The organism is Mesorhizobium sp. (assembly GCF_004963255.1).
Taxonomy (GTDB): Bacteria; Pseudomonadota; Alphaproteobacteria; order Rhizobiales; family Rhizobiaceae; genus Mesorhizobium.
Genome location: NZ_SUGA01000003.1, coordinates 170,514 through 192,670, shown reverse-complemented (window position 1 = coordinate 192,670; position 22,157 = coordinate 170,514). Strand labels below are relative to the sequence as shown.

Annotated in this window: 23 protein-coding genes; 6 read left to right on the top strand and 17 right to left on the bottom strand. The window is 64.1% G+C overall.

Annotation, left to right across the window (positions count from 1 at the left end):
- Positions 1-65 precede the first annotated feature (65 nt).
- Positions 66-338: a hypothetical protein gene (locus E5X34_RS05690; protein ID WP_027024197.1), complete on the top strand. Its 273-nt coding sequence runs from the start codon at positions 66-68 to the stop codon at positions 336-338.
- A gap of 83 nt (positions 339-421) precedes the next feature.
- A complete protein-coding gene (locus tag E5X34_RS05685; RefSeq protein ID WP_292562114.1) occupies positions 422-1,552 on the top strand; it encodes a substrate-binding protein in 1,131 nt (376 codons plus the stop codon).
- Positions 1,553-1,747: 195 nt separating this feature from the next.
- On the opposite strand, the gene E5X34_RS05680 is transcribed toward E5X34_RS05685, so the two are convergent.
- The 16 genes from E5X34_RS05680 to E5X34_RS05605 form a co-directional block, all read right to left on the bottom strand.
- Positions 1,748-2,833, bottom strand: a complete 1,086-nt coding sequence (locus E5X34_RS05680; protein ID WP_292562113.1) for a Gfo/Idh/MocA family oxidoreductase — start codon at positions 2,831-2,833, stop codon at positions 1,748-1,750.
- 49 nt (positions 2,834-2,882) lie between these two features.
- Positions 2,883-3,647, bottom strand: coding sequence for an ATP-binding cassette domain-containing protein (locus tag E5X34_RS05675; RefSeq protein WP_292562111.1), 765 nt, complete (start codon positions 3,645-3,647; stop codon positions 2,883-2,885).
- The gene (locus E5X34_RS05670; RefSeq protein WP_292516464.1) at positions 3,644-4,648 is read right to left on the bottom strand and encodes an ABC transporter permease; all 1,005 of its coding nucleotides are present in this window, start codon (positions 4,646-4,648) and stop codon (positions 3,644-3,646) included. Before E5X34_RS05670 ends, E5X34_RS05675 begins: the two co-directional genes overlap by 4 nt.
- Entirely contained in the window at positions 4,645-5,631 is a 987-nt protein-coding gene (locus tag E5X34_RS05665) for a substrate-binding domain-containing protein (RefSeq protein ID WP_292562108.1), read from the bottom strand. The genes E5X34_RS05670 and E5X34_RS05665 overlap by 4 nt, the downstream gene beginning before the upstream one ends.
- Positions 5,632-6,014: 383 nt before the next feature.
- Entirely contained in the window at positions 6,015-6,998 is a 984-nt protein-coding gene (locus E5X34_RS05660; protein ID WP_292562106.1) for an ROK family protein, read from the bottom strand.
- Positions 6,998-7,720, bottom strand: coding sequence for a ribulose-phosphate 3-epimerase (locus tag E5X34_RS05655; RefSeq protein ID WP_292562104.1), 723 nt, complete (start codon positions 7,718-7,720; stop codon positions 6,998-7,000). The genes E5X34_RS05660 and E5X34_RS05655 overlap by 1 nt, the downstream gene beginning before the upstream one ends.
- Positions 7,717-8,544, bottom strand: coding sequence for an alpha/beta hydrolase (locus tag E5X34_RS05650; protein ID WP_292562103.1), 828 nt, complete (start codon positions 8,542-8,544; stop codon positions 7,717-7,719). Before E5X34_RS05650 ends, E5X34_RS05655 begins: the two co-directional genes overlap by 4 nt.
- A complete protein-coding gene (locus E5X34_RS05645) occupies positions 8,544-9,362 on the bottom strand; it encodes a sugar phosphate isomerase/epimerase family protein (protein ID WP_292562100.1) in 819 nt (272 codons plus the stop codon). Before E5X34_RS05645 ends, E5X34_RS05650 begins: the two co-directional genes overlap by 1 nt.
- The gene (locus tag E5X34_RS05640) at positions 9,362-10,438 is read right to left on the bottom strand and encodes a Gfo/Idh/MocA family oxidoreductase (protein WP_292562098.1); all 1,077 of its coding nucleotides are present in this window, start codon (positions 10,436-10,438) and stop codon (positions 9,362-9,364) included. The genes E5X34_RS05645 and E5X34_RS05640 overlap by 1 nt, the downstream gene beginning before the upstream one ends.
- A 2-nt stretch (positions 10,439-10,440) precedes the next feature.
- Complete coding sequence (locus E5X34_RS05635; RefSeq protein WP_292562096.1) at positions 10,441-11,262, bottom strand: sugar phosphate isomerase/epimerase; 822 nt, start codon at positions 11,260-11,262, stop codon at positions 10,441-10,443.
- Positions 11,263-11,294: 32 nt separating this feature from the next.
- On the bottom strand, positions 11,295-12,137 hold the full coding sequence (locus E5X34_RS05630; protein WP_292562094.1) for a carbohydrate ABC transporter permease: 843 nt from the start codon (positions 12,135-12,137) through the stop codon (positions 11,295-11,297).
- Positions 12,138-12,142: 5 nt separating this feature from the next.
- The gene (locus E5X34_RS05625; RefSeq protein ID WP_292562092.1) at positions 12,143-13,039 is read right to left on the bottom strand and encodes a sugar ABC transporter permease; all 897 of its coding nucleotides are present in this window, start codon (positions 13,037-13,039) and stop codon (positions 12,143-12,145) included.
- A 124-nt stretch (positions 13,040-13,163) separates the two neighbouring features.
- Positions 13,164-14,411, bottom strand: coding sequence for a sugar ABC transporter substrate-binding protein (locus E5X34_RS05620; protein WP_292562090.1), 1,248 nt, complete (start codon positions 14,409-14,411; stop codon positions 13,164-13,166).
- Positions 14,412-14,521: 110 nt separating this feature from the next.
- Positions 14,522-15,667, bottom strand: a complete 1,146-nt coding sequence (locus tag E5X34_RS05615; RefSeq protein ID WP_292562089.1) for an ABC transporter ATP-binding protein — start codon at positions 15,665-15,667, stop codon at positions 14,522-14,524.
- An 89-nt stretch (positions 15,668-15,756) separates the two neighbouring features.
- On the bottom strand, positions 15,757-16,707 hold the full coding sequence (locus E5X34_RS05610) for a PfkB family carbohydrate kinase (protein ID WP_292562087.1): 951 nt from the start codon (positions 16,705-16,707) through the stop codon (positions 15,757-15,759).
- A gap of 3 nt (positions 16,708-16,710) precedes the next feature.
- Positions 16,711-17,511, bottom strand: coding sequence for a class I fructose-bisphosphate aldolase (locus E5X34_RS05605; RefSeq protein WP_127878249.1), 801 nt, complete (start codon positions 17,509-17,511; stop codon positions 16,711-16,713).
- Positions 17,512-17,692: 181 nt separating this feature from the next.
- Between E5X34_RS05605 and E5X34_RS05600 the strand changes: the two genes are divergently transcribed.
- On the top strand, positions 17,693-18,841 hold the full coding sequence (locus tag E5X34_RS05600) for a Gfo/Idh/MocA family oxidoreductase (RefSeq protein ID WP_292562084.1): 1,149 nt from the start codon (positions 17,693-17,695) through the stop codon (positions 18,839-18,841).
- 9 nt (positions 18,842-18,850) lie between these two features.
- Positions 18,851-19,816: an alpha/beta hydrolase gene (locus E5X34_RS05595; protein WP_292562083.1), complete on the top strand. Its 966-nt coding sequence runs from the start codon at positions 18,851-18,853 to the stop codon at positions 19,814-19,816.
- Here E5X34_RS05595 and E5X34_RS05590 read toward each other — a convergent pair.
- Positions 19,813-20,835, bottom strand: coding sequence for a LacI family DNA-binding transcriptional regulator (locus tag E5X34_RS05590; RefSeq protein ID WP_292562081.1), 1,023 nt, complete (start codon positions 20,833-20,835; stop codon positions 19,813-19,815). The two genes, E5X34_RS05595 and E5X34_RS05590, sit on opposite strands and share 4 nt — an antisense overlap.
- A gap of 231 nt (positions 20,836-21,066) precedes the next feature.
- Here E5X34_RS05590 and E5X34_RS05585 point away from each other — a divergent pair, with 231 nt between their 5' ends.
- Positions 21,067-22,014 (top strand): sugar kinase, encoded by a 948-nt coding sequence (locus tag E5X34_RS05585; RefSeq protein WP_292562079.1) that lies wholly within the window; start codon positions 21,067-21,069, stop codon positions 22,012-22,014.
- The coding region (locus E5X34_RS05580) for a class II D-tagatose-bisphosphate aldolase, non-catalytic subunit (RefSeq protein WP_292562377.1) at positions 22,011-22,157 on the top strand (147 nt) is incomplete at its 3' end. The genes E5X34_RS05585 and E5X34_RS05580, both read left to right, overlap by 4 nt.

Here is a 22,157-nt window from a genome sequence, read left to right as displayed (position 1 = left end):
CGAGGCGCGCATCGTGCTCCTGTCGACGGACCAATGGTGGCCGCGACCGACAGGAGGGTAATCCGATGCTTCTCGCAACGACCAAGGTGGCGGACGTCGACCACTTCATCCGCATCTTTTCGACCAAGGGCGCCGACAAGCGCCGGCTGCACGGCTCGAACGGCGCAACCGTGTTCCGCGACCCGAGCGAACCGGACCGCGTCTGGGCGATCTTCGATTGGGACGCCGAGGGCTGGAAGAATTTCGTGTCGGATCCGGAGGTGCCGGCGATCCTGCAGGAAGCCGGCCATGTCGGCAAGCCGCAGGCGGCACTGCTGCTCGGCCACTACGAGGCCTGAGGTCCGCGCCGCGCGTCGCCTGCCGTCGGCGGCGGCGCGTCCGGCAAAATCCAGAACACGAAACCGGTAATCGGAGATTTCAAATGGATCCGAACCCCATCAAGGTCGGCCTCATCGCCGAACTGACAGGCCCATTGTCTTTCATGGGCATCGCAAACGCCAACCTCACCACGATGCTCGTCGACGATATCAATGCCACAGGCGGCCTCCTCGGCCGGCCGGTGGAACTCGTCATCGAGGATGGCGAGACTACCGACAGTGTCGCCAAGGCAAAGGCCGCGAAACTGGTCGACATCGACAAGGTCGATGTGGTCGTCGGCGGTATCTACAGTTCGACCCGCCTGGCCATCAAAAGCGAGGCGGTCACGCGGGGCAGGACGCTCTACATCTATACCGAGCAGTATGAGGGACAGGAAAATGATCCCCTGATCTTCTGCACGGGCCCCGTGCCCGCGCAGCAGGTCGACCCGCTGATCCCATGGCTGATGAAGAGCACCGGGGCGAAGCGGTTCTATCTGCCGTCGGCTGACTACATCTGGCCGCATCTGCTCAATAAGGCCGCCAGTCGGGCGGTGCACGCCAATGGCGGCGAGATCGTCGGTGAGGAGTATTTCCCGCTCGACACCGTCGATTTCCGGCGGACGGTGCAGCAGATCATGGCAAGCGGCACCGACGTGGTCTTCAACACCATTGTCCCGCCGGGCCTGACGCCATTCCTCGAAGAACTGCACAAGGCCGGTTTCGGCAAACGCGGCGGCAGAATCGTCTGCACTTACTTCGACGAGAACTTCTTCAATCTGGTGCCGTCCGAGCAGATCGAGGGCCTCTACAGCTGCCTCGACTACTACCAGGAACTCGACGAACCGTTAGGCCGCGCGCTCTTGCGCCGCTATAGCGAGCGGTTCCCAGGCGGCGCCACCTTGACCGCGGGCAGCGGGTGCACCGGCCACTACCGGGCAATCAAGATGTGGGAAGCTGCGGTGAAGGAAGCAGGCAGTGTCGAGCGAGATGCGGTTATACAGGCGCTCGATCACGTGCGGATCGCCGAAGGCCCAGGCGGTCCGGCCGAGATGGTTCCCGGACAACACCATGTTCGCATGAACATGTACATCGCGCAGGCACAGAACAATCGATTCCGGATCGTCAAGAATCTGGGTCCGATCGATCCCAACGAGCAAGTGCTCAGCGGCTTCCAATTCAGGAACGCAGGGTGACTTGAAGCGCCGATTGCTGATCTTTCTGGCGGGGGCAGCCACATGGTGCCCCGCCATCTCCGTCGCACTGACAAGAACGAACGATGGATTCGTTGACCATGGCCTGCGCCTCCGTGTCCTTCAAAAAGGCCAAATCGCAGGCTTGCCGGTCGGACCCCGGGCGGGTCTGCCCCCTACATATCGCGGCCGGCGACCTTATCTTCCGCCGCTCTCTCTCATCCGCGCGATGATCTCGGCCATCAGCGCAAGGTCGCGTCGTGAGTCCGCAAGATCGGTGACCGGCTTGGTGCCCTCCATGATATGGCGGTGGAATGTCTCCAGCTCGTTGGAGAAGGCATCGCCATAGAGCGGTCCGAAGGCCTTCGTCACTGGGCCGAGCGGCCCGGCCTCCGTCACCTCCAGGCGCGTCGGCAGGCTGCGGATATAGGGCGTGTCGTAGATGATCCGTACCCGTTTGGTGTTGGAGCGCACTTCGATCATGGCTTCGAACAGGCCGAGATCGTCGACCACCGCGTCATAGAGGCAGGCGAAGTGGCCATAGTCGAAGGTGACGCTGGTGTTGGCGCCGCCATTGGTGCGGTGCGCCGCCACCACGCGCCGCGGCTCGCCAATCAAGCCGCGCATGGCTGAAATGTGGTGCGAGGAGAGCGCGGTCAGGCCGCGATAGGCGCGCACGAGCTCGGCCGAGGCGTCTTTTCCGACCACCTCGCGGATAAGCGTGTCCCGTTCCTTTGCGCCGCGCTCAAGAATCGCCGGATCGATGTCCCGCGGATAGAGGATATTCTGGCTCTTCTTCAGGAAATGCCGACCCTCGGAGATCAGATCGAAAATGCGCACATGGGTGATGTCTTCGTGCGTCGGCAACTCGTCTCGCGCCGCCAGATAGGCCGGCGCGTAGCGGCGCATGTAGCCGACGAAGATCGTCCTTTCGTAGTCCTTGCTCAGCGCCATCAGCTCGTCGATCTCGCGCACCGTCAGACAGGCGGGCTTTTCGAGCAGGACATGCTTGTTGGCTGCAATCGCGGCGCGGACGAAGCGGCTGTGCGTGTCGTCCGATGAGAGCACGAAGACCGTGTCGATGTCCGGCGAATTGATCAGCGCCTCGGCGCTTTCATAGGCCTTGGCGGTTGGGTATTGCGAGGTGATGAGTTTCACCAGGCTCGGTGATACGTCATGGGCGCCGGCGATGACCCAGCGGTCGCGCTGGTCGACCAGCACCGGCAGATGGATCGATTGCGCGACCTCTCCAAGACCCACGAGCCCGACACGGATCAGCGCCACGGCAAACTCCTTCGCTAGTTTGTTTCAAATTCCATGCGCGGCGCGGCCGTCACGCCGCGCCGGTCACCAGCGCCACGAGCTCGTTGCCGGTGGTTTCGGACGAGCGCACCGTCGCCACCATCTTGCCGGCGCGCATCACCCAGATCTGGTCGGAGAGCCGTCGCACCTGATCGAAATTGTGGCTGATCAGGATGACGCTTACGCCCTGCTCGCGCAGCTTGCGGATAAGGGCCTCGACATTTGCCGTTTCCTGCACGCCAAGCGCCGCCGTCGGCTCGTCCATAACCACCAGCTTGGCGCCGGACCCCGCGGCGCGGCAGATCGAGATCGCCTGCCTCTGACCGCCCGAGAGACGCCGGACGCGCTGGGTCACGGACGGCACGTTGATCGACAGCCGCGACAGCATGGCGCGCGCCTGGTCTTTCATCGCCTTGCGGTCGAGCAGGGCGAACGGGCCGATGCGGCGCACGATCTCACGGTTGAGGAAAAGGTTCTGCGTCACCGTCAATTCGTCGATCAGCGCCAGGTTCTGGTGCACTGTCTCGATGCCCGATTTGCGCGCCTCGTCCGGATTGGAGAACGGGTGCTGGCGGCCGTCGAAATAGATCGTGCCGCCGTCGGGGATATGCACGCCGACCAGACAGCGGATGAGCGTCGACTTGCCGGCGCCGTTGTCGCCGATCACCGCGGTGACCTCACCTCGCCGGGCTTGAAACCCGACATCGGTGAAGGCGCGGATGCCGCCGAAATGCTTGCTCAGTCCCTGGCAGGCGAGGATCGCCTCGGAAGGCGCGATGTGATTGACGGTGCTCATTTCTGATATCGCATGATCAGCGCCGCCAGGACCACGATCACGCCCACGGCAAGTGGTTGATAGAAGGCCGAGACGCTGAGCAGCGTCAGCCCGTTGACGAGGGCCGTCAGCATCAGCGCGCCGATGGCCGGTCCCAGAATGCTGGCGCGGCCGCCAAACAGGCTGACGCCACCCAACACCACGGCCGCCACGGAGTTCAGGAGCAGGCTCGTGTTGATCTGCGGCTCGGCCGAGCCGATGCGCGCCACCAGAAGGATCGACGCGATGCCGGCGCAGAAGCCGGAGATCGTATAGGCGGCGATCTTGACCCGGTTCGTGCGAATGCCGAGCGCGCTGGCGCTCTCGGCCTGGCCGCCGGTGGCAAGCAGATGCACGCCGAACCGCGTGTGGTAGAGCGCAACATGCGCGACAAGGACTGCCGCGATCGCCACCCAGACCGGATAGCCGAACGGCCCGAGATAGCCTGACGCGAGCTTGAGCAGGAACGTCGAGCCCACCATGGTCGGCTCGCCGCCCGACAGGATGAGGCCAAGACCAGTGATGCCGGAGAGCGTGCCGAGCGTCACCACGAAATCGGGAATCCGCCCGGCGGTGATCAGCACGCCGTTCATGAAGCCTATGGCGCTGGTGGCGAGCACCGCGAGCGCGCAGGCGGCGAAGATGCCGAGGCCCGCCGCATGGACCAAGCCGAGGATGACCGCGCCGAGCATGACGGAGGCTGCAAGCGAGAGGTCAATGCCGGACGTGGCGACAACGAAGGTCTGGCCGATCGACAGCACCACCAGGATCGCGGCGGCAAGCAGCATCGCCTGCATGTTGGCAACGCTGAGGAAGACTGGCGAGGTGACGCCAAACAGGATGACGAGACCGACCAGGCCGACGACGGATGCCCAGTCGGCCCAGAAGGAAGGATCGATGAGGAGAGCCGCCAGGGAGGGGCGGCTCTCCTCGCGGACGCCCGCCTGTCGGGAGGCGGGCGCGTTGTCGGCTGGAACGCTCACTTCAGCATCTCACGCAAGGGATCCGGATAGTCGCCGCCTGGACGCGGGAAGTTCTTCAGCGAGGCTTCCGCATTGTCCTTGTTGATGAGGAGCACCGGCGCAGGCACGTTGGCGGGAAGTTCCTTTCCCATGGCGGCAAGCTTGCACGCCTCGACGCCCATCGCGCCAACCACATAGGGGTATTGCGCGACGGTGGCCGTGAGTTCGCCGGCGGCGACCGATTTCAGCGCGTCGACAATGCCGTCGAGGCCGATCACCTTGACGTCCTTGCCGGACGTCTGCACGGCCCGCTCGACGCCGAGCGCCATGATGTCGTTGGCGGCGAAGAAGCCGGCGAGGTCAGGGTGGGCGGCCAGGATATCGGTGGCAGCAGTCAGCGCCTTCTCGCGATCCCAATCGGCGCTCACCATAACCACCACTTCCAGCTTACCCTCGACCGCCTGCTTGAAGCCCTTGGTGCGGGCGTTCGAGCCGACGTCGCCGACGATACCGGCAATCAGCGCCACCTTCGACCCTTTCGGCACCAGCTTCAGCATCTCCTCGCCAGCCAGCGCGCCGGCGGCGACGTTGTCGGTGCCGATATAAGTCGAGACGGCGAAGCCCGCGGCCTTGGCCTGATCGGCGTCGATCGTCGAGTCGATGTTGACGATCGGCTTCTTCTTCTGGGCGACCGGCACAAGCGCCTGCACTAGGTTGGAGACGCTGATCGGATTGACCAGATAGCAATCGTAATCCTGCAGGGCCATGGCTGTCAGCTTGTCGGCCTGCCCCGTCGCATCGCCCATATTGGCGGCGGCCTGCACGGTGACACCAACGCCGTCGGCCTTGGCCTGTTCCTCGATGCCCTTCTGCATGGTCTGGAAGAACGGATTGTCGAGGCCTTTGACGATCGCCGCGACCTTGGCGTCCTCGGCGTGCGCGGGCACGGCAAGCGGCGTGGCAAGCAGCCCAGCGCCGAGCGCCAGGCAATTGAACATGCGCATATATCTTCCTCCTCCGGATTTCTGATTGTCGGCTCGTTGTTCTGCGAACGGCATGGCTGACGAAACACACGCGAGCCCGGCGCTTGCGTTGGAAAGACAAGCTGGTGCGCGCACAAGGCGCCCGGATCGGGTTTCTTTCATGTCAGGCGTTGCTCCTCCCAGAGCGCTGACGATATCTCATCAGCGTTATCGCATGTTTGGAAAAAATTTTACGTACGTCAAGAATTAAAATGGAATGCCGTGCATTTTTATGGCCTGAGATATGGGGAAGGCGCCCTTCGATGATCTTCGCCGATTGATAGATTTGCACGCCCTGCGCAACTCCAGCTTCGGCCGAACTTACCGCCCCCGGGGCGCGCCGGGCTTCTCCGGCGCGCCCCGGTTTAGTCGTTCTGCACCATGGCCAACGCGGTGCCCGGCTCACCTTCCCACAGGATCAGGCTTGCCGCACCCACCAGCCCGGCGCGGTCGCCGAGCTCGGCCGGCACGATCGGTACGTCGCGATAGGCCTGCATGGCGCGCTCCTCGATCGTTGCCCTGATCCCCGGCGCCAGCAGGTCGAAGCCGTTCGCGAGTCCGCCGCCCATGACGATCACCTCGGGCGAATAGAGATGCAGAAGGTTGGTAAAGCCGATGCCGAGCCATTTCGCCTCGGCCTCGACCAGATCGCGCGCTGCCGCGTCCCCTGTCCGCGCGGCTTCGATGACATGCCGGGCCGAGACATCGCGGTCATTGGAAAGACGTCTCAGCACCGATCCGTCGCCAGGCGCGGTGAGCCGCGTCGCCCGGCGCCCGAGAGCGGTGCCCGAAGCGACGGCCTCGAAGCAGCCGATATTGCCGCAGAAGCAGCGATCGCTTTCTCCGGTGATCGTCATGTGGCCGATTTCGGCCGCCAGGCCGCGCCTGCCGTGGTAGATGTGGCCGTCGGCGATCACGCCGCCGCCGATGCCGGTCGACACGGTGACGAAGACCAGCGAGCCGGCGCCGCGTCCGGCGCCGAAGCGCCATTCGCCGAGCGCTGCCGCGTTGGCATCGTTCTCCAGCCGCACCGGCAGGCCGAACTGCCGGCTCAAAATGTCGATCATCGGCACGTTGTGCCAGCCGGAGAGCGTCGGCGGTCCGATGACGATGCCTGCCTTGGGGTCGAGAGGACCAGGCGCGCAGGCGCCGATGCCGATCACTTTGGCCTGCGGGTGGTCGTCCAGCAGTTTTTTGGCGAGCGCGATGATCCGGCCGATGACCGTCTCCGATCCCGCTTCAGCCATCGTCGGTTCCGAAACGCGCGCCACAACCTCGCCGCCGCGCCCGATCAGCGCGCCGCGCAGCTCCGTGCCGCCGAGGTCAAAGGCAAGCGCAAGCGTGCTCATCAGGCGGCGGCCTTCAGTCCGTGCAGCCAGGCCATGCGCCGCGCGAGGTCGGGATCGCCAAAGGCGAGCGAGCCGAGCACCACAGTGTCGGCGCCTGCGGCGCGCAGCAGCGGCACCGTCTCATGGCGAATGCCGCCATCGGCTGCCAAAATGATGTCGGCCTCGCGGCCGGCCTGTCGCATCAGCGCGCGTGCCTCGATCAGTCGCGGGCAGGCTTTTTCGGACAGGCTTTGTCCCTTGACGCCGATCGAGGTGCCGAGCAGCGTCACGAAGGCGACGTCAGGCAGGAACGGCTCGATCGCGCCGACCGGTGTTTCGAGCCTTAGCACCACGCCCGCCTCGGCGCCGAGCTCATGCGCCAGCTTGACCGCGCGCAACCCGGCCTCGCCGTTTTCGGCGTGGATGGTGACGAGGTCGGCGCCGGCCTCGATGAACTGGCGCGTCTGCGCCTCGACAATTTCCGCCTCGACCATCAGGTGCACGTGGATCGGTTTGGCCGTCAGCCTGGCGATGCGCGCCACCAGATCCGGGAAGAACAGGAAGCCGGGCGTGAAGCGGGCGTCCGCCACATCGATGTGGTGCAGGTCGGCATGGGCTTCGATCCGCTTCAGGTCGCGCTCCATGTTGGCGAGATCCGCCGACCACAGCGAGAATTCGCCGATGAGCCGGTTGCGCGGCAATGCGGCTATGGCCGCGGGACCGGAGAGAGGTTTGGCGATCATGACGGAATGAGGCTCCGGGCTTTCGAGTGGGAGTGAAGAAAGAAGCTGATCTGCTCGTGCAGCTCGGCGAAATGCTTCGCGCTGTCGCGCGCCTTGGGCGTTACTTTCGTGAAGGTCGCGCCGGGTATTGCCGCAGCCAGTGCATAGGCAGTCGACAATGGGTGCACGGCATCGATTTCGTTGCCGATGACCAGCGCCGGAATGTCGAGCGCGGCAGCGTCGCGTTCCGAAACGCCGGGTCCATCGCCGGCGATGTCGGCAAGCACCTGCGCGAAGGCTTTGGCGTCGGGCCGGTCGAAATAGCCAAGCAGCGAAGAGAGATTGTCGGGCGCCTCGCGATAGAGCCGTGCAGCAGTGTCCGATCGTAGGAAGATCGTCCTTGCCTCGTCGGCGCCATGTTCGAGGATGAGCTCGGCGACCTCGGCGATCGGCTGCATGTTCTGCGGCGCTGGCGAAAATGTCCATGCCGGCCGCACCAGGATCAGGCCGGCGACGCGCTCCGGATGACGGCAGGCGAGACGAAGCGCAATTCCCGCTCCCATCGAAACGCCGCCGGCAACGAAGCGGTCGAGGCCGGCCCGGTCGGCGGCGGCAAGCACATCGTCGGCGAACATTTCGAACGAGAACGGCCGCCGTTCACCGAGGCCGGAGCCGCCATGGCCGCGGCATTCCAGCGTGATGCGGCGGAAGCCGGTGGGAAAAGTCTGCGCGACCTGCGCCTCACCGCCGCCGAGCCCGTGCTGGAACACCACCGCCGGGCCTTCGCCCGTGTCGGTGCCGAGCAGCGTCGCGCCGTCGCGAAGAAGCGCAATCTGGCCCGCCATCACACCAGCTCCTTGAGGAAACGCGCGACGCCCGGCGCCTCCCCGGCCGATAGCCCATGCGTCACCAGCGGCCCGTCGAAGCCTGTGGCTTTCAGCCGGGCGATGAACTCGGCGAAGTCGACGACGCCCTGTCCGGCCGTGGCGAAGCGACCATCGGCGAAGCGGTCCTTGGCGTGCGCCAGAGAGACATGGCCAGCCGCGCGCTCGACCGCTTGGGCAACGATTAAGCGTGCCTGTTCGGCATTCGCTCGCTCGAACAGATTGGCTGGATCGAGCACGATGCGCAGCCGCTGCGAGCCCATCTCGCCGATCAGCCGCACCGCGTCGTCCGCGGACGTGACGATGTTGGCCTGCTCCGGCTCGATGCCGAGATCGACGCCATGACGGTCGGCGATCAGCAAAGCCTTTTCCATCTCACGCGCCATGTCGGCCCAGGCCGAGGGATCGGCATTGTCGGGATGATGCGCCCACTGGTCCTCGACGTTGCGCGTCCCGGTGCAGAGCGTGACAAGTGGGATCGAGAGTCTGGCTGCTGTTTCGATGACGACCGCCAGCCGTCGCAGTCCATCCTCTCGCATCCGGATGTCCGGGTGCGCCATGTTGTAGGTGCCGGAGAGAGCGACAAGACCGATCCCGGTCGCCCTGGCAGCGGCACCGATGGCGTCGATCGCCGCGTCCGGAACCACGTCCGGCATCAAGGGCAGGCCGGCGCAGGCGAGGTTGAACTGGGCGGCCGCGAAGCCCGCATCACGGACAGCGGCAAGCACGCCGGTCGGCTCGCTGCCCGGGAAAGTCTTGGCGAACACGCCGACCTGCATCAGACCGCTCCCGTCACGCTGGCGAGCGCGACGCGCTCGCCGCTCTCGACCGAGCGGGCGATCGCCACCATGGCGCGGATCGAGGCGAGCCCGTCGTCAACCGTGGCGCCGCGTTGCGGCGCGCCGTTGAGCACCGTGTCGGCCAGGCCTTCCAACTGGCGACGGAAGAAATGGCCGTCGGCGCCGAGCGGTTTTCGCGATGTCGCGTCCTTCTCGTGGAAGATGTCGACCTCGCTGGCGCGGAAATACCAGGGATTGAAAGTCTTCGCGATCACCGAGCCGTTCTGGCCATAGAGCTGGAAGCCTTCGTGCCAGTCCATGCGCACGGCGACGGTGAGGTCGAGATGGCCGAGCGCGCCATTGGCGAATTCGGTCTCGACGAACCAGCAATAGGCGCCGAAGCGCTCGTTGAGGCGGGCACGAACGGCGGTGATCTCGCCACACAGGAAGCGCGCCGTGTCGACGAGATGCGAGCCATGCGCCAGCATGAAATACTGCCGCAGGTCCGCCTTTGGATTGCCGCCCGGCTTCTTCGCCAGCTTGCTTGTGATGGGCAGCGGCTGCACCGCGTCGGTGTTGGTGTAGCGATGGGTGGAATCGCAATACCAAGCCTTGAGCGCCAGGATCTCGCCCATCTCGTCGCGCACGAAATCGCGCGCCGCTTCCAGCGCCGGGTCGAAGCGCTTCATGTGCCCGACCTGCAGCACCTTGCCCGAGCGTTTGACCGCTTCGGCAAGCTTCTCGCCTTCCTCGACCGAGACACCGATCGGCTTTTCGCACAGCACATGCTTGCCCGCTTCCAGCGCCTTGATCGACATCGGCACGTGATAGGCGTCCGATGTGGCGACAATCACCGCCTCGAGCTCCGGATCGGCGAGCATCTCATCATAGTCGCCATACATCTTGCGCGGCTCGTAGGTGGCGCCCATCCGCGCCAGCAGATCGGGCGCCGCATCGCAGATCGCGTAGAGGTCGGCGTTGCTTGCCTTCACGCAGGATTCCAGATGCGCGAACTGCGCGATCGGCCCGCAGCCGAGCACACCGACACGAAGGCGACGGTCTTTCTTGACGATCATCGTCAGGCTCCGTAGCCGCGCATGGTCTGGCGGTTGGTCTTGACCGCGCCGGCTGGATCGGCGGCGGCGGTCTCGGATTCTTCCTCAAGCACCAGCCAGCCGTTGAAGTTGGGGGCAGCACTTGCGATCTCGATCACCTTTGCCGTGTCGCAGACGCCCTTGCCGAGCATCGCCCAAGTGCCGTTCGCATCGACATCTTTCAGATGCATGTAGCGGATGCGGTCGCGATAGGTCGTGAGCGTGTCGGCCATGTCCTTGTGGCCGCGCAAGATGTGCCCCGTGTCCGGCACCCAGCCGACCAGCGAAGCGTCGATCAACCCAAAGATGCTGTCATAGTCGGTACGGTCGAACAGCAGCGTGTTATGGTGCGAGCTCGGATGCACCGCGACCTGGACGCCGGCCTTGCGGCCGAGCTCGCCGGCACGGTTGTAGACTTCCGCGGCAATCGCGAACTTGTCCTTGCGCGGCCCATCCGACACGATGGTCGCCGAGCCCATCGACACCAGCGCGCCCGGAAAGGCGGCGGCGAAGTCGATCCAGCGCTGGGCTGTGTCGAGGTCCTCGCCGATCTTCTCTTTGAGCGTGAAGCCGCTGTTCGAACCAAAGGCGAAGGACACGAGCGTCAGGCCGGACGCCTTCAGCGCGGCGGCGAATTCGGCCGGCTTGCCGGCATAGCGGCCGATCATCGTGTCGGTGATCTCGATGCCGGCATAGCCGCCATCGGCGATCGCCTTGATGAGATCGTCGGGGCCGCCGGTGAACCGGTCTCCCAGCATTTCCCAGGTGAAGGTCTGGCAGCCGACTTTGAGGTCTTTCACGTTCATCCTTTCAATCCTTGGTTCTCCGCGGGACGTGTCTATTTGACCGAGCCCGCGGTCATGCCAGCGAGGAAGAACCTCTGGGCAATGAGGTAGATCAGCAAGAGCGGCAGCGAGCCGAGCACGCTCATCGCCATCATCTGGTTCCATTCGAAAGCGTGCTGCCCCATCAAAAGCTGAATGCCGATCGGGACGGTGCGCATGGACGTCGACTTCGTCAGCGTCAGCGCGAAGAGGAATTCGTTCCAGCACAGAAGGAAGGTGTAGACCGACGTCGCCACGATGCCGGGCAGCGAGATCGGCACGATCACCCGCCAGAGCGCTGTCCAACTGGTGCCGCCGTCGACGGCGACAGCTTCGTCGAGATCGCGGGGCAAGGTGTTCAGATAGCCCGTCATCAAAAGGATCGCGTAGGGCAGGGTGAAGACCAGATAGGTGAGGATCAGCGCGGTATAGGTGTCGAAGATGCGATACGAGACGACGAGCCCGAAGAAGGGGATCAGAAGCGTGATCGGCGGGATGGTCTGCGTGCTGATGATGAGGGTGTTCAGGCTGCCCTTGCCTCGGAAATTGAAGCGGCTGAACCCATAGGCCGCCAGCAGGGCGATCAGCACCGTCAGCACAGTCACCGCGAAGGCCACGAAGTAGCTGTTGAAGAAGAAGCGCAGCTTGACCGGGTCGCCAAGGATCGCCGCATAGGCTTCCAGCGTGAAGGCTTTCGGCAGGATGGTCGGCGGCAGGGCGAAGATCTCGGTGTTCGACTTGAACGAGCTGGTGAGCATCCAGTAGATCGGGAAGGCCGCGAAAAACAGCCCCGCTGCAAGCGCGACATGCAGCGCGACGGTGATCAGCCTGTCCTTCGTCGTGTGCCTTTTCCTCATGGTGATTACCGGGCCTTCTGATAACGGATGTAGAACAGCGTCAGGCCAAGCGAGATCAGCAGGATGACCACGGCGCTCGCCGACGCCTGGGACAGGTTGTAGCTCGAGAACGCCAGCTTGTAGGTGTAGGTGCTGAGCACCTCGGTCGAGTAGATCGGACCGCCGCCCGTCGTGATCCAGATCAACGGGAAGACCTGCATCGTCCAGATGAAGTCGAGCAGCGAGATGCTGATGATAATCGGCATCAGCTGCGGGATGGTGATGAAGATCAGCTTCTGGTAGGCCTTCGCTCCGTCGATATCGGCGGCCTCGTAGAAATCCTTGGGAATGCCCTGCAGGCCTGCGAGCAGGCTGACCATGAAGAGCGGGTAGCCCGCCCAGATATTGGCGAAGGTGACGGCATGCAGCGCGGTCTCGGGCGAGGAAAACCACTCGATCTTGGAACCGATGATGCCCAACTGCATCAGAATGCTGTTGACGACACCGTTGGGCTCGAGCAGCAGGCGCCAGATCACAGCGATGATCACCGCGGTGAAGAGCCAGGGCAGAATGTAGAGCACGCGCAGGATATTGCGCAGCGTCGGATTGATGCGATCGCTGTTCAGCATGAGCGCGAAGATCATGCCGATGGTCATGTGGAAAATGACGCTCATGCAGGTGAAGTAGAGCGTGTGCCATAGCGAGGCCCAGAACACCGGATCGGCAAAGATCGCCTGGTAGTGTTTCAGTCCGGCGAAAGACGGGTCGCGGCGCAGCACCGCGCTGTTCTGGAACGAATACGAAATCACCGCCACCATCGGCAGCAGCATCAGCAGGCCGATAATCACCAGCGAGGGCGACAAATAGAGGTACGGTGCGACCGTTCGTTTAAGTCTGTGACGGGAGCGCTTCTGCCGGGTCATATGCCAACCTTGAATACACCTTCGAGAGAAGGTGAGCTTCGCGAACACTCGCGTTGCCGGTGCGTTGCTGCCGAGAGGCCCGCCCGAAGCCAGGCCTCCCGGTCGAAGATCGTAAACAGGCCGATCAGAATTTCGCCGTCCATCCTTTTTGAGCGTTGGCCGCCGCTTGTTCCGGAGACTGCTCGCCGGCCAGCATCTTCTGGGCTTCGACGTCGAACTGGGTCATCAGGTCTTCCGCCACCGGCAGACCCGTGAACTCGTTGGCGAGGTAACCGGTCTTGAAGATTTCGAAAGCCTTGCCGAAAGCCTTGTCCGAGGTCACGAAATCAGGCTTGGCGTTGACGTTGCCCGGGAAAGCGTTGGCCAGTGATACAAGCTTGGCGTTGACCTTCTCGCTCATCAGATATTGGACGAGCTTCCAGGCCTCCTCCTGATGCTTCGAACCGGCGGAGATGCCGATGCCCCAGGAGGCATAGGGAAGGCCGCGCTTGCCCGTATAGCCCTCCACGACCGGGACCGGGATGATGTCGAAGTTCAGTTTGGGATTGCGTTTGCGGATGAGATTCACATGCGCAAGCGAGTCGACCATCATCCCGACCCGGTCGTTGACGAATTCCTCGACCTTTTCCTGCTCGGTCTTGGTGGCGATGCCGGGCGAGATGGTGCCTGCGTCGTTGAGCGACTTGACGAAGGTAAGCATGTCCACCACCGGCTTGCCGTCGAGGGCGGGCTTGCCGTCAGCCATCATCGACTGACCCGATGCCCAGACCCACGACATCATGTCGTTCTGCACGCCGGACGGCGACTGCAGCGACAGCGGCAGCACCCAGCCATACTGGTTCTTGTCGGCATGGGTCATCTTCTTGGCGGCTTCGAGGAACTCCGCGCGGGTCGATGGCAGCTTGGTCACGCCCGCTTGGGCGGCAAGGTCCAGATTGACGAAGACCGGATAGACGAAGGAAGCGACCGGGAACATCACGGCCTTGCCGTCCACCTTGATAATGTCCGCGACTTGCGCCTTGTCGAACTTGCTGGCGTCCATCATCGGGTTCATGTCGGCGAGCGCGTTCTGCGCATTCAGATTGTTCACCCAGGCGCCATCGAGGCCGACGACGTCGCTCAGCGTTCCGGTCGCCGCGCCGACCGAGATCTGATCCCGCGTGGCGGCATAGGGGCCGCTGACCAGCGTCACCTTGATGCCGGGATTCGCGGCTTCGAAATCATCCATGATCTTGCGCAAGGAACCAGCGGGCAGCTCGGGCTCCCACCATTGCGTGAATTCCAGGGTCGTGTCCGCCATGGCGCTGGTTGCGCCAAGCAACCATGCGGCCGCGGCCACCTTCAGCATTATGGGCTTTATCCGAAACGTCATTTTCTCCTCCTTCTTTGAGATCGGCCGCACAATGCGGAAGATCGTCTGGTCATTCAGCAGTCGTCATTCGCAGGCGCCTCGCTCCCGCCTGCTGGCCTTGCCGCAAATCTTCAGATCGCCACATGCGTCTCGGGATCGAAGAAATGGAGCTTGGTATCATCCAGGGCCAACCGGATTTCCGAGCCGGAGCGGACCGCACTTTCCGGCTCGAATTTCGCCACCGCGTTCGACGCCAGGCCGAAATCCTTCACCGCGTCCGGGTCGCCTGAGTCCACCCGGACCGCGTCGATGTTGAGATGGACGATGTGTTCGGACCCGAGCTCTTCGATCGAGGTCACCTTTGCCGGCAGCGTCTGGTACTTGCGGCCGGAATCGAGGCTGCTGTCATAGAGATGCTCCGGCCGGATCCCGAACACGATCTTGCGCCCCGCATACGACTTCAAGCTCGGCCTTCGCGCGAAGGCTGCGTCCTGCAGCCGGATGGCAAAGGTGCCGGCCGTCAGTTCGTCGCCCGTCAGTGTCGCTTCGAAAAGGTTCATCGAAGGCGAGCCGATAAAGCCGGCCACGAAGGCGTTCACCGGCGATTCATAGAGCCGCTTCGGTGTGTCGACCTGCTGCAGCACGCCGCCTTTCAGCACCGCGACCCTGTCGCCCATGGTCATCGCTTCGGTCTGATCGTGGGTGACGTAAATGGTCGTCACGCCGAGCTGCTTCTGCAGGCTGGTGATCTCGGCGCGCATCTGCACGCGCAGTTTCGCGTCCAGATTGGAGAGCGGCTCGTCCATGAGAAAGGCAGCGGGCTCGCGCACCATGGCGCGGCCCATGGCGACCCGCTGACGCTGTCCGCCGGAAAGGTTGGCGGGCTTGCTGTCCAGCAGCGACGTCAGCTGAAGGGTCTTGGCGATCTCGTCCACGCGCTTCTTGCGCTCGGCCTTCGGCTTGCCCGCCAGCCGCATCGAGAAGGCGATGTTTTCGAACACCGTCATATGCGGGTAGAGCGCGTAGCTCTGGAAGACCATCGCGATGTCGCGGTCCTTGGGCGGCATGTCGACGACGTCGACGCCGCCGATGCGAAGGCTGCCGCTGGTGATGTCCTCCAATCCCGCGATCATCCGCAAGGCGGTGGATTTGCCGCAGCCGGACGGCCCAACCAGGATCAGGAACTCGCCATCCTCGATCGACAGGTTCAATCGGTCGATCGCACGAAAACTGTTCCCGTAGGTTTTGCAGATATTCTCAAGAATGACTTCCGCCATGTTCCTCCCTCCACAAGTCAAAGCCGATGATTTTTGCTTTTTCGCCTTGGCTTTTTTGCTTGTGAAAATTTCCTCGGGTGGTTTTCAGCCTATGTTCCGGTATCGAGCTGCGCATATTTCAGTTCGACCGCCGATGGCGCGCTCGCCGATGCCAGCAATTCCTTGACTTGGTTGTCGGTCGGAAGCGCCTCGCGTCCGCCACGCCCGGTTATCGAAAGCGCCGCCGCCGCGGCAGCGAATGCCACCCGGCCCGCAGTGTCGGCGCCGCGCGTCAACGCAAGGGCATAGGCGCCGTGGAAGCAGTCACCGGCACCGGTCGAATCGACGATCGCAACCCGGTGCGGAGGCAGGTGCCAGAGCGCCGTCTCCTCGCGCCCTCGATAATAGACGCCCCGGCCGCCATCGGTCAGAACCACGGCGAAGCGCGACGGCGACCACAAGGCATCAAGCATCTCGGCGGGCGCTCGGCGACCCGTGGCGGTCCGCGCAAAACCGAGCGGGAGAATGAGGTGGTCGCAGAGCGCCATCAGCCTGTCCGTGGCTGGGCCGGCGCTCCATTCGATATCGCCGAGGACCGCGAGGCCGAGATCGCGAGCCCGTGCCACGACATTCAGCGACCGTACGGCGTAGCTGTCGACGATCAGGACGCTCGCGCGGCTGAGGATCTCGTCCGGAAAGTCCGGCGCGGTGCCCAGCATCGCGTCGTCGTCATAGGCGATGAACCGGTCCCCGTCCGAGCCGACGGTGATGCGCGAGCGCACCGGGCGCGCGTCGGGGTGGCGTGGCGCGAACGCGGTTTCGACGCCGCTGGCGATGAGGTCGCACAAGGCGGCATCGTCATCGGCGCTGCCCAGCCACCCGATGAAGCCGGCGCTTCCGCCGAGCCTCGCGACGGCGGCAAGAGCCGTCGCGACATTGCCGCCGAAAGCGCGCGTGCTTTGCAGAACCTTCCCCTTGCCCGCCGACAACGGCTGATCGACATAGACGATGTCGTCGATCGCAATGGCGCCGAAGCCGAGGATCGAGGGGACGGCGCTCATCGTTCAGGCGCCCGCCTTCGCAAGCGCTTCTTGCGCCGAAAGCCCGTCATGGATGACGCCCCGAAAGGCAAGTGCTGCCTTCTGAGGATCGCCGTGCCCCCAGAGATTGCGGCCCACCACGGCGCCGCGCGCGCCGGCGCGGATGGCGTCCGCCGTCTGCTGGAGCGCGCCGAGGAGCGTATCGGTCTTCGGGCCACCCGCGATGACGACCGGCACCGGGCAGGTTCGCACGGTTTCCCGGAAGGACTCGAAGTCGCCCGTGTAGCCGATCTTGATGACGTCGACGCCGGACTCGTAGCCGATGCGCGCCGCATAGGCGATCTCGTCGGGGGTGAAGACGATCTTTGCGCCGTCGGTGAAATCGCGCGGATAGATATGCGCCACAACCGGCATGCCGTAGCGGGCCGCCGCATTCACCGAATCAGTCAGCCAGCGAATGTATTTGCCTTCGGTCGCGCCGCGCACCGGAATGGCTACGGCCAAGGCATCGGCGCCAGCGCGCACCGCGTCCTCGGGCGTTGCGATCAATTCGCTGATACGGTCGTCCGGCGTGAAGCAGCCGGCCTGGATCACCAGGGCAGCCTTGCCCGCATATTGCGGCCACAGATGGCGCGCGGCGCCGGGCTGGATGCTGACGTAATCGGGCTTGCCCGCCATGACGCGGGCCAGCGCGCCGGGCAGATCGGCAAGGCCGCCTTTGCGCACGTCGCCATAGCCGACGAAGTGGTCGACGGCGCCGCCAAAGAGATTCCCCGATGGATGCGAAAAGAGGCGCGCGAGGCGCACTTTGGTCCCTAGGCTCATAATTCCCTAATCTCTTGATTTACAAAGTCGGCGGCCCGCGATGCGGCCATCGTTTTCACATGCTCTATAAAAATTTTACGCGCGTCAAGATTTAAAATGCGCTATAGCGAGTCACGAAAATTGTCCGTCGCCATCGCGACGGCTTGTCTCGGGTGTCGCCGATTGGGAGGTCGAAAGGGAAATGCAAGCAAATTCAGGAGCGAAGCTCGGTATCGGCGTCATCGGATGCGGTAACATCTCGATGACCTATCTGCGCAACGCGGCGCTTTTTGCCGGCGTGGAACTGCGCGCTTGCGCCGATATCTCCGCCGAGATGGCTGTCTTGCGCGGGAAGGAATATGGCATTCGCGCGCTCGGCGTCGACGCGTTGCTCGCCGACCCGGAGGTCGATCTCGTCCTCAACCTCACCATTCCCGCGGCGCATTTCGACATCTCGTTTTCGGCGCTCTCGGCGGGAAAGCATGTCTTCACCGAAAAGCCGCTCGCCACCTCGGCCAGCGACGGCCGCAAGCTGGTGGCGGAGGCGGCGAAACGGGGATTGCTGCTGGGCTCGGCTCCCGACACCTTCCTCGGCGCCGCCGGGCGCCGCGCGCGCCGGTTGATGGATGAGGGCGCGATCGGCCGCGCCGTCACCGGCACCGCCTTCATGATGGGGCGCGGCATGGAGCACTGGCATCCCAACCCGCAATTCTACTACCAGCCAGGCGGCGGCCCGGTCTTCGACATGGGGCCGTACTATCTGACGATGCTCGTCAACCTGCTCGGTCCAGTGACCCGTGTCATGGCGATGGCCACGCGCGGGCAGGAGGAGCGGCTGATCACCGCCGACGGCCCTTACAAGAATACCAGCTTCAGGGTCGGCACGCCGACCAACATCCTGTCACTGCTCGAATTCCGCTCCGGCGCCACCGTCACTTTCGGTGCCTCCTGGGATGTCTTCAAGCACTCCAACCACCCCATCGAACTGCACGGCACCGAAGGGTCGCTCAGGCTGCCCGACCCCGACACTTTCGGCGGCACGGTCTCGCTTTCCGCGCGTGGTGCCGAGTGGACGGATTTCGCCAGCGAAACCGAGCTCTATGGCGCGCGCAACTGGCCTTATGCGGCGCCGGATCGCGCCAATTACCGCATGCTCGGTGTCGCCGACCTGGCGCGTTCGTTGTCGCAGAAGAGAAAGCCGCGCGCGTCCGGCGAGCTGGCGCTGCATGTGCTGGAGATCATGGAGGCCATCCTCGCCTCGGGCGAGAGCCGCAACTCGGTCACCATCGCCGGCACTGTCGACCAGCCGCCGCTGCTTGGCGAGGACGAGGCTGCGAGCCTGCTGGCCTGAGGCGGTCCCATGCCGACGTCGCCCCTATCGCTCGACCCGCAGGCGCGGAAGGTCCTCGACCTTGGCCGACAGGCGCATGAGCCGCCCTTCGAGACCGGCACACCCGAGCAGGCGCGACGCGCCTACGAGGAAGGCTTTCCGAGCCTGCAAGGCGAGCGCGAGCCGGTCGCTTCGGTGAGCGAACAAACCATTGCCGGGCCCGGTGGCCCTCTCAACCTTCGCGTTTATCGCGGGCAGGGCGCTGCGGCGGCCGACGCGCCGGCGCTGCTCTATCTGCACGGTGGCGGCTGGGTGATCGGCAATCTCGATTCGCATGACGAGATCTGCCGCTGGTACGCCAACATCGCCGCCTGTGTTGTCGTTTCGCCGGACTACCGGCTGGCGCCGGAGCACAAGTTTCCGGCTGCGGTCAAGGATTGCAGTGCCGTTCTCTCCTTCATGCAGGATATGCCCGGTGGGCTTGGCATCAACGCCGGCCGCATCGCCGTCGCCGGCGACAGCGCCGGCGGCAACCTCGCCGCGGTGCTGGCGCTGCTTGCCCGCAATGACACATGCCCTTTGACCGCGCAGCTCTTGTTCTATCCCAACACCGATGCCGCCCAAAAGGCGGACAGCTATCGCCGCTTCGGCGAAGGTTTTGGCCTCACGGCCAGGACCATGGCCTGGTTCCGCGACCACTATGTCCGTGACGCCGCCGACATCAATGACTGGCGCGTCTCGCCGCTCAAGGTCAAGAGCCTTGCCGGGGCCGCTCCCGCCTTTGTCGCCATCGCAGGCCGCGACATTCTCGCCGACGAGGGCGAGGCCTATGCAAGGCGGCTCGAAATGGACGGCGTCCCGATCGTGATCAAACGCTGGCCGGGCCAGATCCACGGCTTCGTCTCGATGGGCCGCCATGGTCCGGCGTCGCGTCAGGCGGTCGAGGCTGCTGTTGCGGCCTGGCGCAATTTCGATCCGGCATTTGAAGGGGTCTAGGCCGATTGGCGCATTACAAGCGTTGCATCGAGGCTGACCTTCGGCGTCACGGCGGCCGCATCCTCGTCGAGCATTGCAAGCAGCGTCTCGACACTGCGGCCGGCCATGGCGGCGAAATCCTGCGCCATGGTGGTGAGCGCTGGGCAGGTATAGCGGCTGAGTGGATGATCATCATGGGCTGCGATGCGCAGGTCGCAACCCGGCTTACGGCCCACCTTCAGCCCTTTCGAGAAAGCCGCCGCCATCACGCCGAAGGCCAGGCGGTCGTTGGCGCACAGGATGGTCTTGCCCGGCAGGCCGCCATTGCCGAGCAGCTTCTCCGTCTGCTCGTAGCCGATGCGCTCGAAGTCCCAAGTATAGTCGTCGGTGTCGCCGAAGACGATCGGCTCGAACCCCAGTCGCTGCATCGAGGCGACATAGCTGCTCAATCGTTCCGCCGAATTGTGATTGACGTGCGGGATATCGAAATAGACCGGGGCATCGCCGGAACGGCAAAGATAATCCACGATCGTCGCGACGCTTTTTGCGTTGTTGTTGCCCACGAAGGGCGTGTCACCTTCCAGGAAAGTGTCGAAATAAACAATCGGGATGGTCTGCGTGAGCCTTTCCAGGGTTCTCTGATCGGATCGTTTGCCCAGCGGCGCGATCAGCGCTCCGGACACCTTCAGCGACAAGATGGTTCGGGTGGCTTCGATCTCGAGTTCGGTCGAGCCATGCGAGGAAATGACGACCGGCCAGTAGCCTTCGTCGCGCAGCCTGAGCTCGATGCGGCTGACCATCTCTGAATAGAAGGGGTCGGTCACCGTCGGCACGACAATGCCGATGCTGCGGGTGCGTTTGCGGTTGAGATTGCGCGCGAAGAGGTTCGGCTGGTAGTCGGACGAGCGCAACGCATCCTCGATACGCTTACGCGTTGCCGGCTTGACGCTGGTCGGATCGTCGAAGAATTTCGACAGTGTCGGTCTGGAGACGCCGCAGGAGCGGGCGAAATCCTCCATAGTCTTGTGCGTCATCGACATTCAAAGCCCTCGCGCCACGGATTTCCTGCCTGGTCCATGCGCCGTCCCGGCGCCTTCCATACGGTGCGCCGACCCGGGACTGCAAGTTCAAAAACTTTACAGGAAGCGCTTCAAGTTTCAATTCGCTGACGAAAATAATTACGTGCGTAAATTTATTGATTGACGTAAAGAATGACGCGACTTATTCCGCTTCAAGGTTACGCCACACGCGGCAACTGCCGGGAGGACGTGATGAAGAAGCTGGTTTCCGCCGGCGAGATCCTCGTCGAGATCATGGCGGATCGGATCGGCCAGAGCTTTCTCGAACCCGGGCCACTGGTGGGGCCGTTCCCATCCGGCGCGCCCGCGATCTTCATCGGCCAAGCGGCAGCGCTTGGCCAGCCAGCGGGGCTCATCGGGGCCGTCGGCAGAGACGATTTCGGCGAACTGAACATAGACCGACTGCGCCGGCTCGGCGCGGACGTTTCGGCGATCGCAATCCATGGAGGCCACGCCACTGGCACCGCTTTCGTCACCTATAGAGCCGACGCCTCCAGGCATTTCGTCTTCAACATCCGCAACAGCGCGGCGGGCCTGCTGGCCATCGATGATGCCGCAAGACACTTGCTTGCCGACGCCGACCACTTTCATGTCATGGGCTCGTCGCTGTTCTCGGACAAGGCGACCGACGTTGTGCTCGCCGCGACCGCGGCCGTGAAGGCCAGGGGCGGCACAGTGTCCTTCGACCCCAACGTCCGCCGCGAGATCCTGCAGGTTTCCGGCATGCGCCCCGCGCTGGACAAGGTGCTGGCGCTGACCGACGTCTTTCTGCCAAGCGGCAACGAGTTGCTCCTGTTCTCTTCAGCGGGCGACGAGCAGGGCGCGATCGCTGAGCTGCTTGGTCGGGGCATAGCCTGCATCGTGCTGAAGAGAGGCGCTGACGGCGCCGTCTATCACGATCGCCAGCGCTCGGTCGCAATGCCCGGATTCGCCGTCGAGGAAGTGGACCCGACTGGCGCCGGCGACTGCTTCGGAGCCGCCTTCGTATCCTTCTGGCTGCGCGGCGCCGTGCCTGCCGAGGCGCTGCGCATCGCCAACGCCTGCGGCGCGCTGGCCGTAACACGGAAGGGACCCATGGAAGGCATTCATCGGCTCGCCGATGCCGAGGCTTTCATCGCCAGGGCCGGTACACGCGCATGAGCTGCGCGACCAAGAGATTCGCGGCCATCGGGGCGCGGCGGGCGGCGGGCGGCAAGGGAGGGATCACCTCGATCTGCTCGGCGCATCCGCTGGTGATCGAGGCAGCGCTTCGCCATGGCGCGCTGCATGGCGCGGATGTCCTC

Bases quoted from the DNA above. Each gene is read 5' to 3' on its own strand.
- E5X34_RS05605 (WP_127878249.1), bottom strand. From the start codon at position 17,511: ATGAGCCTAGGGACCAAAGTGCGCCTCGCGCGCCTCTTTTCGCATCCA.
- E5X34_RS05615 (WP_292562089.1), bottom strand. From the start codon at position 15,667: ATGGCGGAAGTCATTCTTGAGAATATCTGCAAAACCTACGGGAACAGT.
- E5X34_RS05675 (WP_292562111.1), bottom strand. From the start codon at position 3,647: ATGAGCACCGTCAATCACATCGCGCCTTCCGAGGCGATCCTCGCCTGC.
- E5X34_RS05650 (WP_292562103.1), bottom strand. From the start codon at position 8,544: ATGGCGGGCCAGATTGCGCTTCTTCGCGACGGCGCGACGCTGCTCGGC.
- E5X34_RS05600 (WP_292562084.1), top strand. From the start codon at position 17,693: ATGCAAGCAAATTCAGGAGCGAAGCTCGGTATCGGCGTCATCGGATGC.
- E5X34_RS05645 (WP_292562100.1), bottom strand. From the start codon at position 9,362: ATGCAGGTCGGCGTGTTCGCCAAGACTTTCCCGGGCAGCGAGCCGACC.
- E5X34_RS05690 (WP_027024197.1), top strand. From the start codon at position 66: ATGCTTCTCGCAACGACCAAGGTGGCGGACGTCGACCACTTCATCCGC.
- E5X34_RS05585 (WP_292562079.1), top strand. From the start codon at position 21,067: ATGAAGAAGCTGGTTTCCGCCGGCGAGATCCTCGTCGAGATCATGGCG.
- E5X34_RS05665 (WP_292562108.1), bottom strand. From the start codon at position 5,631: ATGCGCATGTTCAATTGCCTGGCGCTCGGCGCTGGGCTGCTTGCCACG.
- E5X34_RS05610 (WP_292562087.1), bottom strand. From the start codon at position 16,707: ATGAGCGCCGTCCCCTCGATCCTCGGCTTCGGCGCCATTGCGATCGAC.
- E5X34_RS05590 (WP_292562081.1), bottom strand. From the start codon at position 20,835: ATGTCGATGACGCACAAGACTATGGAGGATTTCGCCCGCTCCTGCGGC.
- E5X34_RS05655 (WP_292562104.1), bottom strand. From the start codon at position 7,720: ATGATCGCCAAACCTCTCTCCGGTCCCGCGGCCATAGCCGCATTGCCG.
- E5X34_RS05620 (WP_292562090.1), bottom strand. From the start codon at position 14,411: ATGACGTTTCGGATAAAGCCCATAATGCTGAAGGTGGCCGCGGCCGCA.
- E5X34_RS05685 (WP_292562114.1), top strand. From the start codon at position 422: ATGGATCCGAACCCCATCAAGGTCGGCCTCATCGCCGAACTGACAGGC.
- E5X34_RS05625 (WP_292562092.1), bottom strand. From the start codon at position 13,039: ATGACCCGGCAGAAGCGCTCCCGTCACAGACTTAAACGAACGGTCGCA.
- E5X34_RS05630 (WP_292562094.1), bottom strand. From the start codon at position 12,137: ATGAGGAAAAGGCACACGACGAAGGACAGGCTGATCACCGTCGCGCTG.
- E5X34_RS05660 (WP_292562106.1), bottom strand. From the start codon at position 6,998: ATGAGCACGCTTGCGCTTGCCTTTGACCTCGGCGGCACGGAGCTGCGC.
- E5X34_RS05635 (WP_292562096.1), bottom strand. From the start codon at position 11,262: ATGAACGTGAAAGACCTCAAAGTCGGCTGCCAGACCTTCACCTGGGAA.
- E5X34_RS05640 (WP_292562098.1), bottom strand. From the start codon at position 10,438: ATGATCGTCAAGAAAGACCGTCGCCTTCGTGTCGGTGTGCTCGGCTGC.
- E5X34_RS05595 (WP_292562083.1), top strand. From the start codon at position 18,851: ATGCCGACGTCGCCCCTATCGCTCGACCCGCAGGCGCGGAAGGTCCTC.